The sequence below is a fragment of the Candidatus Methylomicrobium oryzae genome, assembly GCF_016745425.1.
In the GTDB taxonomy this organism is placed as follows: Bacteria; Pseudomonadota; Gammaproteobacteria; order Methylococcales; family Methylomonadaceae; genus Methylomicrobium; species Methylomicrobium oryzae.
Window position 1 is genome coordinate 38498 of sequence record NZ_JAERVK010000006.1, and the last position, 13799, is coordinate 52296.

Here is a 13799-nt window from a genome sequence, read left to right on the forward strand (position 1 = left end):
GCATGAAAAGAATACTATTATTGATCGTTCTATTATTTTTTTGTATTCCCTCTGTTTTTTCTCAGTCTTCAATTTACTGGAGAGAAAATGGCACTATGGTTTCGATCTTAATGGATCACCCAAAAGCGCTACGACCCAATGTCCATAGTGTTTTTTTGATTAACTTTAATCCCAAGCTTGGCTGTAGGCCAGAGATTGAAACTATGTTTTTTGAGGGTGCTGGACCCCAAATACCGAAAAGGCATGAAGAGACAAAAGATAATATGGTAGTTATTATTGATGATAAGTATTCATATTCGGAGAAAACGATTGGAACTAAATATGATAATGGATTCGCAGCTGGTTTTATGGGAAGTGATGAAATGATAGAAAGATTGAAAATCGGTAGATTTTTAAAGGCTTATATGTCGCCAAATGGACCAGCTTTTATATTTCCAATTCCTGGTAATGGGAGTGCAATCGAAAAAGCCTATCAAGCCTGCCATTGATCATCATAAACTGAACAATTCGGCTATCCTTTTCTGATGAAAACAGGTGTTGTTGCATAAATCCTGTGTAGATCAAGCTTTTTATATTCACTTTTCCGCTTCAAGCTATCTGCTTATATAGATTATTGAGTAGACTCGGGATAACAATGTGAAATAATTTCTTTCTTTTTTGCTGGCGTTATTTCCCTCTGTATCAACGTATGTTGAAGACGCTAAAATATCACCTATTGCACCAACTAGGGAAAAAGCCAGGAGTTGCATTCGAATTAGCTTAATATTTAGTGGTTATCGATAGGAGTATAAAATGTATAGAGCTATATTGATAGCTGGAATGTCATTCACACTTGTTGCCAACGCTGATGAATCCATTGGTATGACTAATGGTATGCACTGCTGGCGTAATAAAGCGGGCGTCTATTATGGGTGTTCAGGTGGCGTTAATACGGGAGAGAGCGGATTTAATGATGCCAGGACAGGGAAACGTTATGAATCCATTGGTGGAAACAATGTCATTGACACTCAAACTGGTCAATCGTTTGAAGTTCCAAGCTATGATACAAACAATAGAAGAAAAGTAAATGACGGAGATGGTGACATTTATGCTCCCCCCGAACCCAATTATGAGGTTCCAGAAAATGAAAGCTACGATTAAACCTATCTGTTTTTATAGAGATTTTATGGGGCACTGATGGGACACTTGCAGGCAAACAAAGGCAATAGTCGGCAACAATCAGCAAACGATTATGTGGATTAACTTTTTGAATTACTTGTTATTGTTTGTTGTAGAGCTTTATAGGTTATTGATTTTATTTGACTGTTAATCACCGGGTCGGCGGTTCGAGCCCGTCCGGGGGAGCCAAATAAATCAAAGGCTTAGCGAGAAATCGCTAGGCCTTTTTTATTTCTGAGTCACCAATAGGTCACCGCGAGAAATAGAAAGCAATAGTAATCAGCAGGACGCCCACCCTGCCCTTGCCCTGGCTAACCACGCAAACTTTTAGCTGTTCGCCCCTGCTATTCTCGCTATTCTGCTATTCCATCTTTGCTTCATCCCCTGTCTTTCGCGACATCGATAGCCTAGAGAGGATCAAGGGCCGGCTGCTATTCCTGCAATTCCGCCATTACTTGGCATTATTGTGGCGATTTTCAGTAGCAAGTATCCTGCTATTTTTGCTATCCCGCTATTTCTCGGCAGCACTGCGCCGAATTTTTCAAGCAAGCCCTTGCTATTCTTGCTTCTGCTATTTTCAGGATTTGCCACTCTGACTACTGCCAAAATCCCCCAGTTTTGACCGCAACTCGAACGCAACTTTTGCATTAAAAAACGAGCAAAAAGTTGCACTGTTTTTCGGATGTGATTGCGTATCGATTGCGCTCTGCGTTGAGCATGAAAGCCTTGAGTTTCGCGGCTTTCAGGCTGTGCGTTGCGTTAGCTGTTGCGGGTAATGTTGCGCCAAAATGCTGAAATGTTGCACGTTGCACCGTCATGGCAATGCAACGTGCAACTTTCTCATGCCGTCGGTCTCTTTGAAGCGGGGCCTTGACCGTTATCTGGTCATAGTCGAGACAAGCGGATAACGGAGCAACCATTCCGGTGGCGGATTATGCAAAGCACGACAAACCAACCTCTTCCTGGCTGATGCCGAGCGGGTATGATAGGAGTTAAGGTGCAGAATTAGGATGGTCATAGCTTTACTCTCCATTCTGCCTGACAAAAGGCAAAAAACCCGCCGGGAGAGATAGCTTTTAATGACAAGAATGCTTAACGTTTGTTATCCGTCATAATCTAGCCAGCGTTTATGAGATGGATTTGACAATAACTCACTTCTCCTATGTCAACTCTAAAATAAAAGGTGTCGGTATGCAGATACTCTCTCCTACAAAACGGCCGGCGTGTGCTTAAAAAAACGAACTCAAACCGCATCTTCGGAAAATGTGGATCATTCCGCTGACTTTGTCGCTTACATGGAAGATGTTCTGGAAGTTTATCAGCGGCCCTACCAGGCCGCGCGCCCGGTGGTCTGTCTGGACGGGACTTTCACCCAATTGATCGGTGAGGGGCGGAAACCGCTGCCGGCGGCGCCGGGCCAGGTGGAACGTTACGATAGCGTCTATGTCCGCCAGGGTGTAGCCAGCCTGTATGACGCTTTCGCGCCGACAGAAGCCCGGCGGATCGCCGAACGCCGGAGATCCACCATACCCCAAAGCATGGCAATTGGCTGGGATAGAACCGAAATCGAGTTAAGCGCGCTGACTCGCGATCTGCCGGAGCGCGTCGGGGAGCGGGCTGACTTAATTCGGCACTTGGTCGCGTGGACCCAGCGCCGTAACCAAGCCCAAGTAAAAGCCAACTGGCAGTTCACGGCGGCGGATGCTCGGATCAAACTCCGCAAGCTTTACCCCACCTTCGAGGTGGTGGCAGAGTACTAGATCGGATTTGTGATTTTTGAAATATGATAAATGGTACTTTTATAAGGACCTACCTGATGATGAGCTAATTCTTCAACTGCGTAATTGGAATCTGATCGAACTTTTTCCAAAATTTGTTTAACGACACCACCACCATGGAGTATCCGTGTTGGAATATCGAGCATTAAAAAATCATCAGGAAAATCAGATGGATTGGAATCTATATAAGGTTTATTGACTAACAAAAAAATCTTTCTGGGCTTCTTTTTTAAATAACCCATGAGTGGACTCGACATGAAGTAGTACTCACCACGGGTTACAAATACCGGTAATTCCTTTTGCAATTGGGCAAGACTGACAACACTATCATGCTGGATTTTATAAAAATCGATATACTCGTAGCTTCGTTCTACCAAACTAAAAGAATACATCTCACTTTCCAATAATGAAGGATAATAGCGTCCGTCTCGATTAGCTGAAAAAAAGAAAATCAACCCAACCAGAAACACAACCAATACTTTATTCTCGCTAGCGATGGGCAAATTCTGACGATAAGCTCTAATAGCCAATAAGCCGGCATAAAGCGCACCCATCAATAATAACGGTAAAATCCAAATGTAATACCGAAGCAATGGGAAAAACAGGGTGCCGCTCAAGGGAATCGCTGCAATAAATCCTACAAAAATGATCGGGACTAGATAAACCGAAACAAGTAATCGCTGCGATATATCGCCACTGACCATATTCGAAATTGCGCTAATAGCATTGACTTGTTTGCCGGACTTCCAATTTAAGCTAAATACCCACGGCATGACCAGCGCAACCGTCACGAGTAACTTCAAATCAGGTACAACATTCAGAGTAGAAAAAATGGAAATAAAATAGTAAAAATAGCCTTTTAGTCCAAGAGTATATTTTAATGTCGAGGAGAATATAAACTTAAACAGCTCAATACCGATAACGACTGCAATTAAACTGGTAACCCATATCATTTTATCCTTTCTGGATATGAATTTATCAAAAAGTATGAGAATAACCAGAGAACTTATTAAGACGATGCCAAAGCTTTTTACCATGCAGGCTAATGCAGCCATAATTAGAGAAATCAGCATGTAACGCGATGCCCAGGCACAAAGCGCACACATGAAGAATGCTGCCCCCGGAATCTCTGTATAAAGATAACCTGCCTGGACAAGAAATAACGGATAAAAAAGAACGGTAAGCGTAATTAAAATGCCAAGTAACCGTCCAAATATCTTTGATGCAGCAAAGAATGTACACGTGAGTACCAAAGCTACAAAGAAAAACTGCACAATATGAAGCGCGGGAAAAAAAAACTCCTGCTTACCTTTACCCAGTAAAATAAAAAGATACGTTATAAAACTGATGATACTCAAACTATGAATATTCGGCCCGCCATTGACATAGCCGTCCTGTCTCAAAAGGCCGAAAATATCGAAATCATGTTCATATAAGTAAATCGCTGAGGAAAAAACTGCAACACTATCCCATACTGGCGGCATGTTTATTAACGCCATATTGAGTACCATGACCATTGCGAAAAAACTTATAAAAACAATAATCGACAGTCTAAATCGATTAAACAAGTCAAATACTTGATTAGTCAGCAAGGTCATTAATTCAGACTAATAATAAGAATATCAAGAAGGTTAAGGTTAATACAGGGAAAGTCTGCCCGAAAAATCAACTTCGACCGTTAATTGAAGCGTTAAGAACTTCAACAACCTTAATTTGCTGCTGCTCAGTTATTCCAACCCAAAGAGGCAACCGGATTAGACGTTCTGATTGACTGATAGTTACAGCAAGAGAACCATGCGCCCGTCCATAACGCAGGCCGCCTGGGGACGAATGCAGCGGAACATAATGAAATACAGCCCCAATATTATGCCGTTTGAACTCGTCCAGTACCTTCTTCCGATCAATTCCTGGCGCAAGAAGCACATAATACATGTGAGCGTTGTGGTGACAGTTATTTGGTAAAATGGGGCGTCGAATGTAGCCGCTGGATTCCATGCCCTCAAGCAACTGATGGTAAAGATTCCAACTTAGCATTCGTTGTTGGGTGATTTGATCGGCTTCTTCTAGTTGAGCCCAGAGAAAAGCGGCAATTAATTCGCCAGGCAGAAACGAAGATCCAACCTCCTGCCAGGTATATTTATCTACTTCGCCACGGAAAAATCGGCTGCGGTCAGTCCCTTTTTCCCGAATGATCTCGGCACGCAAGGCTAATTCAGGATCGTTGACTAACAATGCTCCTCCCTCACCCGAGATCACATTCTTTGTCTCATGAAAACTGTAGGCGCCAAGGTCTCCGATTGTGCCCAATGCACGGTCCTGATAATACGCCATCACCCCTTGAGCGGCGTCCTCTACCACTTTTAAACCATGATGTTTAGCGATAGTTATGATTGAGTCCATTTCACAGGCGACGCCAGCATAATGAACGGGTACTATCACTCTAGTACGAGGCGTAATGGCTGACTCGATCAGATTCTGATCAAGATTTAGAGTATCCTCCACAATATCCACAAACACAGGAATGCCGCCTCTCAAAACAAAAGCATTGGCGGTAGAAACAAACGTATACGATGGCATGATGATCTCATCGCCCGGTTGAATATCCAGCAACAACGCCGCCATTTCCAACGCAGCCGTACACGAATGGGTTAATAATGCTTTTTTTGTCCCCGTTCTTTCTTCAAGCCAGGCATGACAACGCTTCGTGAATGGACCGTCGCCAGCCAGCATGCCATTGAAATGCGCTTCGGCAATCAGAGACAACTCTTTACCGGTCATAAATGGCTTGTTGAAGGATATGGTCATGATACCTTCCTTGCAATAATCAATAGAGAGCCGCCGGCAGGAAAATTAATCTGATGGCGTATTGCCAGTGCCTCTATGTCCATTATTTTTGCCAGTAGCCGATCGGCTAACTTGCCAATTTTAAGTTCGGTCAACGGATCGTGTATGTCATCTCCAGTCTTCCGTAATGTACGGGAAACCAGCATCAACGGTAACAGAAGAGACACGAAAGATGTCATGCGTTCTATTCGGAATCCAGCACCGGTGATTTTAGCTCGCAGATCGCGCGCATTATAGCGGCGGACATGGCAGGCAAAATCATCCATTCCACTCCAAAGAAAATCGTGCTGGGGAACAGTCAACAAAACCCCACCGCCGGGTCGAACCGCCTGATTCATCTGGGACAGAACTCTTTCGTCTTCCTTGATATGCTCAAGCACATCGAACGCGCCGATCACATCAAACTCGTCGACATAAGGAATATGTCTGGCATCCATCTGAAAAAGTTGAGCATCGGGGACACGACAGGCAGAATGTGTCAAGCCAGTGCTCGAGATTTCACTGCCCGATATTCTGACTTCGGGAAATCTTTTCGCTATGCCTTTCAAGACAAAACCGGTCCCGCAGCCGATCTCCAGAAAGGTCTCAATACCTGAAAAATAGTTCGCCATTGCCCATAATATCAGACTATTTCTGGATCGGAACCAGAAGCTGCCCGCTTCGAGTTCAACCAATTCCTGAAAATGAACATCCTTGAAACCCGTATCGGCAGACAGTTCCGGGGCAAAAGTCAGAAAACCACCCTTTTTCTCAGGCTCGTTACCACAATAGGGGCACATCCAAATAGAATCAGTAAAAGTCTTTCTGCACCGCAAACAAAGCTTCACCCTTGGCTTCCTATGGCTAGCCCCAGTATGACCAGAAGCAATCCGGCTAACTTTGGTGCAGTGATTGGCTCATTGAATAACAGAGCACTAAACAACATCACCAGAACGAAAGCCAAGCTCATGAAAGGGTAAGCATGACTCAATTGCAGTTTGGTCATCGCCGCCATCCAAGTTACCGAGGCAAGCAATGCGGCCAGAAAAGCGCTAATTACCCACGGATTGATTAACAAATTCAGCAGAAACCAAATCTTTTCTTTATTGGTCTTGGGAAAGAGTCCCGCCTCTAGGACTTGCCACTTGATGGCTAGCTGGCCGTATACAGTCAATAATATAGTGCATAGGATATAAAAATAACTCATTGGGTTAGCCGATGATAAAGATCTACGGGATTACGAAAGCGAAATCCTAAGGAAGCATAAAGATTCACCACTGCTAAATTTGTTGCAGAAACAGAACTCACCAATTCGTTACAACCGTTTTTGAACAAGGTTCTGCAGACCGGCGTCCAGAGTAATTTGGCTAGCCCTCGTCCGCGTAATGAGCGGGTAATGGCATGAAGCACCAACCGATTGCCATCTACTGCGATGAATCCGACTAATTCGCCGTGGAATAGCAAACCATAGACCTTGCCAGAATAGTGAAGTTGTCTGAGCCAGTCATCATAGCGCCTGTCGGCCCCATCCCTGGGCAGCTTGAAATCGCGATGAAAACGGCCATGAGTAAAAGCGCCGTGGCAAATTGCCAATAGGGGTTCCAGTTCAATATTCTTGCTTATACCGACTATAGGCGCTTCAAAAGCGATAAATTTTTCCGCAGTACAATAAGGCTCGATTAATGTGTCGCAGTAATAAAAACCGAATTCATGTAACGACTCCTTCGAGACCGTAGGATCGGCTCGAACCGTATAATGTCCAGAAATTCTGGCAGCCAGATCCAACGACTCCGGCGTAGGATCGGCAATTTCATAGGTATTTATATCGAATATTACACTGTCCCAAGGTGAGAGCTTAAAATTTGGTGGAAACATCTTTGAAAGTCGTCTGGCTGATGATATAAAGCGGCCGTCTTTTCGTTTCATCGAAGGCATTGCCTAGATAGACGCCTAATATGCCGAGAATACTGATGATGATGCCGCCAAGAAAATATATTGATACGATCAGGCTGCTCCAACCCATGATGGGTGTGCCATATTCTAATGCCAAATAGATAATGTAACCTCCATACCCAAAAGCCAGTGCAGAGATTAAGAAACCGAAGCGAATTGCCAGACGCAACGGTTTATCAGAATAGGCTACGATAGTTTCGCTTGCCAGCTTCCAGAGTTTGCGAAACGTATATGTTGTCTGGCCTGCGAAGCGCTCATCGTGCTGAACATCGATACTGGCGGTCGGAAACCCCATCCAAGCAACTAAACCGCCGAAAAAACGTAGACGTTCGCGCATCGTACGAAAGCTGATAACCACCTTGCGCGAAATGATGCGAAAATTGCTAGTCTCGCCATCGTAATCCATTTCAGCAAGAAAGCGGAATACTTTATAGAATAACCAGGAATTAAAGCGCTTCAAGGCGGGATCGTTGCGTCGCCGACGTTTTGCCATCACCACATCGAAGCCTTCCTGAGCTTTCTGATACAGCCTGGGAATTTCCTCGGGACGATCTTGTAGATCGCAGTCCATGACAACGACCCAATCGCCATCACAATAATCCAGGCCGGCCGTAATGCCGTAGTGCTGACCGAAATTACGGCTGAATTGTATACCTTTCACCCGTTGATCCCTTTGCGCCATATCACTAATCATCGGCCAAGAGTTGTCGCCTCCGCAGTCTTCCACGAGTATTATTTCGAAATCGTCCGTGACAGCTTCCAATGTTGCTACAAGGCGCCGGTATAACTCCTCCATGCAGTCTTCGGCTTTGTAAACTGGTATTACGACTGAAATATGTGCCATATAGCTTCTTATTAACGGTACAGATATTAAGTGAGCATCAGAAAGTCAGTTTGTGTTATCTTGATAGCGCAAACCGTTGATTTACCGAATGACGATTACAAACGAACTCCGCGCGAAACACTTACCACCGATTTTTACCCATATGCTCCAACTTAAGGTATAACCTATTGCTTAAATATTGAAAAAAGAGGCACAGCCGCTACATAGAGAATTTTTTAACGGCGAACGTGAAAAGTCCGCGTATGAAGCAGCTACCTTGAATTGATACACTTTTTGAACAATTTGCGCAAGAGCTCCCTTCTACAGCAATTCTCATTTTAGCCCGACCACTGGTAAAGTTAGCGACGCTCTTGGCTAATTGGGTTTTCATCCAAGTCATATTCGCTCGCTGCATTTGAAAAACTCACCCAACCGAGCTTGACCCATTTCCTCAAGCAGACCTTTACCGACCAGCCCAATGCCTATAGTGGCAACGGTATTTATTTGCTCGGTTCTCGATTTATGCAACAAAGCCCAAGATATCCCAACCTTAATCTAATTCCGGCTAATGCCGAAGCCGATGTAAATGATTTCGAAGTGAAGGGCAAGAGTATTGGCGCCAAGCAAGTGCAGATCCTGCTCGGCCAAACTGATGCACTTCTGACAAAACACAGAGTCCAGGATGCCCGCAAAATTTTGGATCAACAGGCCACCGAGGTGCGGATTACTACGACAAGCATCCCATTAGATATATATCCTCTAACTATCAAAGACGCCGCCCACAGACAAAGGCAAAATGGGATGCCAAAGCTGCGTTATATGATGTGTTGAACACGCTTGTTAATACTACTGAAATATTCCCTTGCCACTACTGTAAGCGGAATCGATATAAACGGGAGGCGTCAGAAATGGACCATAAAGACCGTTTATCCCAATAAGCCAGCCGGGAAGGAAGCCATTCTAAAATTGACCGATAATACAAAGAATCAATTGTTGCTAGCAGAAATATGGGGTTATGGTGACGGATGATTACAAGCTGCTTTATACAGCCGACGGTATAAAAGATGTTATTCATTTCAAAAATCCTCAACCGCCCGGGATAAGGTCAAAAATACGCTGTCAGATCTCAAAAACAAGGCAATTCACCTGATAAAACAATTCAACACGTAAACAAGATTAGCCGAAAGAAAAACCCTTATAATTTTGGGGAAGTGGCGGTTTACTTGTACTATACCGCCATGCAGACTACATCAATTTCATATATGGTAGGCCGCCATCAATTACAGTAAGCTTGCGTAGCTCGAATTAGTGAATCAAAATCGTAGGAATGCAAATTTTCGAATTTGTACTAACAGTATCTACGAGCTATATTTATTCTCAATTGATTTTCGCTTTTTGGGCTAAAGATGCTGTGGCTGATGCCGATAAATAGGCCAAACCTAACCTCTTTTGGATTAAATCGGTTCGAAATTGCCGGCGGCTAAATCTGCCGAATATCACAATTTAAGCATCGTAATTATTAAGGAGTACCTTCCCATGAGTATTTCATCCCTTGGCTCAGCAGCTTCAGCCTGCTCAAGGCAAACTATTAATAGTTCCAGCCCTGTTCGGGACAACAACGAGGATAAAGATGGCTCCGGCAGTGTATCTGGGGCAAGAGGCGGTCACCGTCGCCATGGCGACGGTGCGTTTATGCAGGATGTCGTGCAAACCTTGCAAAGTCTGGGCCTGAATTTACCAGCAGCCAACACGACCGGCACCAATACGGGTTCGACAACCGACGGTACAAGCAGCACCTCTCAAAACACGCCTGTATCATCATCCGATATAAAACAGGCACTGCATATATTTCTCCACGATTTGCGCCACGCTGTCCATCAAAACGGCGCAGCATCCCCGGCCGGCGTTCCATCGAGCGGTACAACCGATGCCGACGGCGATAACAACGACAGCGGGCCGACGGCCTCCGGTGTAAATAACGGCTATAATGACTTCGGCACCAATCTGCAGAATTTGATCAATAGTCTCGGTTCCAACTCCGATAATAACGTTAACGGAGCCGATTCGACTTTACAGACGGACTTCTCCAATTTGCTAACCGCCTTAGGTGGAAACACCGGCTCAGGCCAAACCCCTCCCACTTTGCAAGATTTTTTAACCAAGTTAGCAAGCAATTTGAGCCATAGCGGCAGCACCTCATCCGGTTCGGGTACTATTTTCCAAACCACTGCCTAAGGCTGAATCATTCCGGGATCAATGGAAAGGCGGGATACGCGCTGACTCACCGGTTGACTCAGATCTGCAAAAAAGCGCTGCCCACTCTTCCTGGCTGGAAAATAACCTTTAGCCAAGGGCACCTGCCGCATACCATTTTCAAATTTTAATCATGAATCAACCATCAGAAAAGGTACGCGGTGCGTACTTTACCTGGCTATTTTTTTACCGGAACAACATTAAGATGATATGTGACGTCTTGTATCAAATCTACGTTTGGAATTTCCGCATGTAGATGCAAAATGTGCTGTCCAATCTTTAGTGGATTAAGCTTCACATAGAATCCCTCATTCACTGCCGGCGGAATAAATACCGCCCGGAACATCACCAAGCCCGGCATCAGCGCACGACACATCAAATATGTTATCTTCAGGAAGAGTGATTGCAAATACTTTTGATCTAACATGCTGTAGTTCCTTAATTGCTTTGCCATCGATTTCAACCGATAAATTGGCAACTCCAGCAATGAAAGAAGCATTTAGAGCATACATAACATTAACAGAAATGTTATCCGGACCTTGCCCACACACATTAGGCGCATCGAAATATACGGTACTCATTACTGGAAAATAAACTGTCTTACCGGCAGGAATTGAACATGGTCGAGTAGTGGCCGGGCTTCCGCTCCAATCATCGGCTAAAAACCAAACTGAGCCATGTTGCCCAATAGCACACTTTTCTCCGCTATTATCAAACATGGGATTATAGTAGGGCGGAATGGAAAGCATCCATTGATACCATTCAATACTCAATCTATTATTGGCAAAGGCTGTATTTGCCGGCAAGATCACTCCTAATCCAATGATTTTTAATAAATTATTCAATATTGCAAACTCTCTTTCTTAAACAAAAGTTTATAAATGCAGCCCATCCTACAGCCCTGACTTATTCGTCATATTGTCCCTAATACCATGAACTTGTATCTACGCCTAAAGAATCTTCGACAGTTTCTACGGATTCTGGGGTATCGACAGGGCTCGACAACTCGCACGTAAAAGGAAACGTTTGTGGCAATATGGCACCCTCTCCACCACGCAAATCTGAATTTGAACCCCATTGAAGCTCACACTCGATCGAGCCGTCTATGCGAAACATAATCGACTCATGGTTGATTTCATAAATTGTTACTTTGTCAGTATAAACTTCGTCTATAAAATGATGGGTAGCCAGTTCATCGATAGCGTCTATTGTTTCTCTCAGGGCCTCGTCAATAACAGCAGAATCAATATGTTCCCATAAGCCATCTATGACTAGCCTTCGGCAAATATTAACAGTAGACAAAAAGGCGTATACCGCTTCGTCTGTTTCATCGACTAAGACTTCAACCTCTACCTCAGGCAGATCAAATACATTTGGTTCAATATGCGTAAACTTATTTAACTTATTGATTACTCTAATTAGATCTTTGTGAATATTGTCGACATCTAGGCCAAGAGTATTTTTCACATATGAATCTTCTAGTCCTCCTTGAACCGCGTAGTATGCCTTTTGCTTTCTAGTAATTCCCTCTTCCTTATCTGTCTCGTTTTTATACCAGGAACACTGAATGACATTTTCGTCAGGCGCTAGCCGATGCAATACAAGCCTTGTCAACTCACGCATTGCATATGAATAGTTATTCAAGCGCAATGGGTTTGACTTGTCCGCAAGGTTCTTCTGTGCAGCAGCGAAAAGATGCTTCTCAAAGCCGTCACATAGCTCTTTTTCTATTTCGGTAAACATCTACTTCCTAAGAGCATAACTAGATTTAGAGCTTCAAGAAATTAGACTAGGCTTCCTTCTAAGTCAAGATAAAATCTTGCCCGATCTTATATTGGACTGTTAAATCCTTGACACCGCACCCCGTACCGTACCCCGGTTAGCGAAGCGTAACCGGAGGTACGTTAATTTCCAAATTCTACGGTCCTGAGGCATAGAGACCATCCATCGCGAACGATGGGCCTCCTTCGTCAGCCCATTCCACGGTCTTATTCAGCTCGATATACTTCCGCCAAGCCATAAAGAGACAATCAGGAATTTCGCAGCAATGGCAAATGTATGCTTTAAAGACGCCGCTCAACATTGCCAATAACCGGTCAGACAACAAACGGAGCACCTCTGTTGGCCGGTCGGGTTCATTGGCATGTTATGCGGCATTTGGCTGAATCACCGCCTGATTGGCCACTTCCTCGATTCAGACGAAGAACTCCACAGCACCCGTTTCGAGTTGTACATCGTGCCAGTTATCTTGGAGCTCCTTGTGCACTATCTACCCTATTTTGCTTGGTGCGCGACAACTTCGCCAGACGTGACCTGAGGCGGGTTTGGGAGCAAAGAAGCTAAATTCTGCCGTACCCAGTCCACAGCCTTTCTGCTGGACTCTTCGGCGCCGGCTTTATCCTGAAAGACGCTAGTGGAAATCATTACACTACCGCCGGCATCGACCCAATAGTACGCCACAAACCCTGGGATCTGAGAAATGACTGGCACAAAATCTTCGCTCACCCGAAGTCCTGCCTCACTCGGATTGGTCACGCCTTCGTATCTTCGAACTGTTGCATACATCGCTACCTCCTTCCACGGCATCTGCCGCGCGTTGTCTGAGAAATGAGCAAGTTATCCTGGCTTTGTAGAAAGAGATCAACTTGAGGTGGTCCACGTTCCATCTGCTCACCTCCTGTGTCGGACATTGTCTAACGAATTATTAGCTAACGTTCAAATTGAGTTAAAATATTTATCGTTAACCCAACACTTCAATGCATCAACTGTTGGGTTGCGAAAAATGCAACCTCACCTACGCAGCTCTCTCCGGCGGAAAAAATACTCAAAGCTTGATTTAATATAAGCGGCAGTCTTCCCTTTCTTAAGATAGCCATATTATGTAGGTAGGCTTATCTAGCGGCGGCATGGCCACCAGGAAGGCGAACCACCTCCTTAGCCCGCGCCCGGCCTCCGTGCCGAGCATCCTGGCGGCACGGGTGAGCATCCCCGCCAGATAGTGCGATGAGCGG

Annotated in this window: 14 protein-coding genes and 1 pseudogene; 5 read left to right on the top strand and 10 right to left on the bottom strand. The window is 44.7% G+C overall.

Translation table 11 applies throughout. The features are described 5' to 3' along the window. Positions 1 to 2: 2 nt before the first annotated feature. On the top strand, positions 3 to 488 hold the full coding sequence (locus JJL52_RS08120) for a hypothetical protein (protein ID WP_202051905.1): 486 nt from the start codon (positions 3 to 5) through the stop codon (positions 486 to 488). Between the two features lie 304 nt (positions 489 to 792). Next, a complete protein-coding gene (locus JJL52_RS08125) occupies positions 793 to 1140 on the top strand; it encodes a hypothetical protein (protein WP_202051906.1) in 348 nt (115 codons plus the stop codon). A gap of 435 nt (positions 1141 to 1575) precedes the next feature. On the opposite strand, the gene JJL52_RS08130 is transcribed toward JJL52_RS08125, so the two are convergent. Then, entirely contained in the window at positions 1576 to 1830 is a 255-nt protein-coding gene (locus tag JJL52_RS08130) for a hypothetical protein (RefSeq protein WP_202051907.1), read from the bottom strand. A gap of 605 nt (positions 1831 to 2435) precedes the next feature. On the opposite strand from JJL52_RS08130, the pseudogene JJL52_RS21750 reads away from it, so the two are divergent. Next, positions 2436 to 2604: pseudogene (locus JJL52_RS21750) on the top strand (IS630-like element ISCARN102 family transposase); the annotation flags it as partial. Between the two features lie 310 nt (positions 2605 to 2914). Here JJL52_RS21750 and JJL52_RS08140 read toward each other — a convergent pair. The 6 genes from JJL52_RS08140 to JJL52_RS08165 all read right to left on the bottom strand — a co-directional run bounded on the left by JJL52_RS08140 (position 2915) and on the right by JJL52_RS08165 (position 8556). Then, complete coding sequence (locus tag JJL52_RS08140; RefSeq protein WP_202051909.1) at positions 2915 to 4534, bottom strand: glycosyltransferase family protein; 1620 nt, start codon at positions 4532 to 4534, stop codon at positions 2915 to 2917. 67 nt (positions 4535 to 4601) lie between these two features. Further along, on the bottom strand, positions 4602 to 5741 hold the full coding sequence (gene rffA, locus JJL52_RS08145; protein WP_202051910.1) for a dTDP-4-amino-4,6-dideoxygalactose transaminase: 1140 nt from the start codon (positions 5739 to 5741) through the stop codon (positions 4602 to 4604). Then, positions 5738 to 6607 (bottom strand): methyltransferase domain-containing protein, encoded by an 870-nt coding sequence (locus JJL52_RS08150; protein ID WP_202051911.1) that lies wholly within the window; start codon positions 6605 to 6607, stop codon positions 5738 to 5740. Before JJL52_RS08150 ends, rffA begins: the two co-directional genes overlap by 4 nt. Continuing rightward, positions 6604 to 6966, bottom strand: coding sequence for an EamA family transporter (locus tag JJL52_RS08155; RefSeq protein WP_202051912.1), 363 nt, complete (start codon positions 6964 to 6966; stop codon positions 6604 to 6606). The genes JJL52_RS08150 and JJL52_RS08155 overlap by 4 nt, the downstream gene beginning before the upstream one ends. After that, positions 6963 to 7634: a GNAT family N-acetyltransferase gene (locus JJL52_RS08160; RefSeq protein WP_202051913.1), complete on the bottom strand. Its 672-nt coding sequence runs from the start codon at positions 7632 to 7634 to the stop codon at positions 6963 to 6965. Before JJL52_RS08160 ends, JJL52_RS08155 begins: the two co-directional genes overlap by 4 nt. Then, positions 7615 to 8556, bottom strand: a complete 942-nt coding sequence (locus JJL52_RS08165; protein WP_202051914.1) for a glycosyltransferase family 2 protein — start codon at positions 8554 to 8556, stop codon at positions 7615 to 7617. Before JJL52_RS08165 ends, JJL52_RS08160 begins: the two co-directional genes overlap by 20 nt. Before the next feature lie 417 nt (positions 8557 to 8973). Here JJL52_RS08165 and JJL52_RS08170 point away from each other — a divergent pair, with 417 nt between their 5' ends. Together JJL52_RS08170 and JJL52_RS08175 are read left to right on the top strand one after the other, a co-directional pair. Further along, positions 8974 to 9366 (top strand): YfdX family protein, encoded by a 393-nt coding sequence (locus JJL52_RS08170; protein WP_202051915.1) that lies wholly within the window; start codon positions 8974 to 8976, stop codon positions 9364 to 9366. Positions 9367 to 10071: 705 nt separating this feature from the next. Then, positions 10072 to 10770 carry a hypothetical protein gene (locus JJL52_RS08175; protein WP_202051916.1) on the top strand — a complete coding sequence of 233 codons (699 nt, stop codon included), beginning with the start codon at positions 10072 to 10074 and terminating at the stop codon, positions 10768 to 10770. Between the two features lie 326 nt (positions 10771 to 11096). Here JJL52_RS08175 and JJL52_RS08180 read toward each other — a convergent pair whose 3' ends face one another. The 3 genes from JJL52_RS08180 to JJL52_RS08190 form a co-directional block, all read right to left on the bottom strand. Then, on the bottom strand, positions 11097 to 11633 hold the full coding sequence (locus tag JJL52_RS08180) for a hypothetical protein (protein ID WP_202051917.1): 537 nt from the start codon (positions 11631 to 11633) through the stop codon (positions 11097 to 11099). A 79-nt stretch (positions 11634 to 11712) separates the two neighbouring features. Beyond that, positions 11713 to 12531 carry a pPIWI-associating nuclease domain-containing protein gene (locus tag JJL52_RS08185; protein ID WP_202051918.1) on the bottom strand — a complete coding sequence of 273 codons (819 nt, stop codon included), beginning with the start codon at positions 12529 to 12531 and terminating at the stop codon, positions 11713 to 11715. A gap of 531 nt (positions 12532 to 13062) precedes the next feature. After that, positions 13063 to 13353: a hypothetical protein gene (locus tag JJL52_RS08190; RefSeq protein WP_202051919.1), complete on the bottom strand. Its 291-nt coding sequence runs from the start codon at positions 13351 to 13353 to the stop codon at positions 13063 to 13065. Positions 13354 to 13799: the final 446 nt, after the last annotated feature.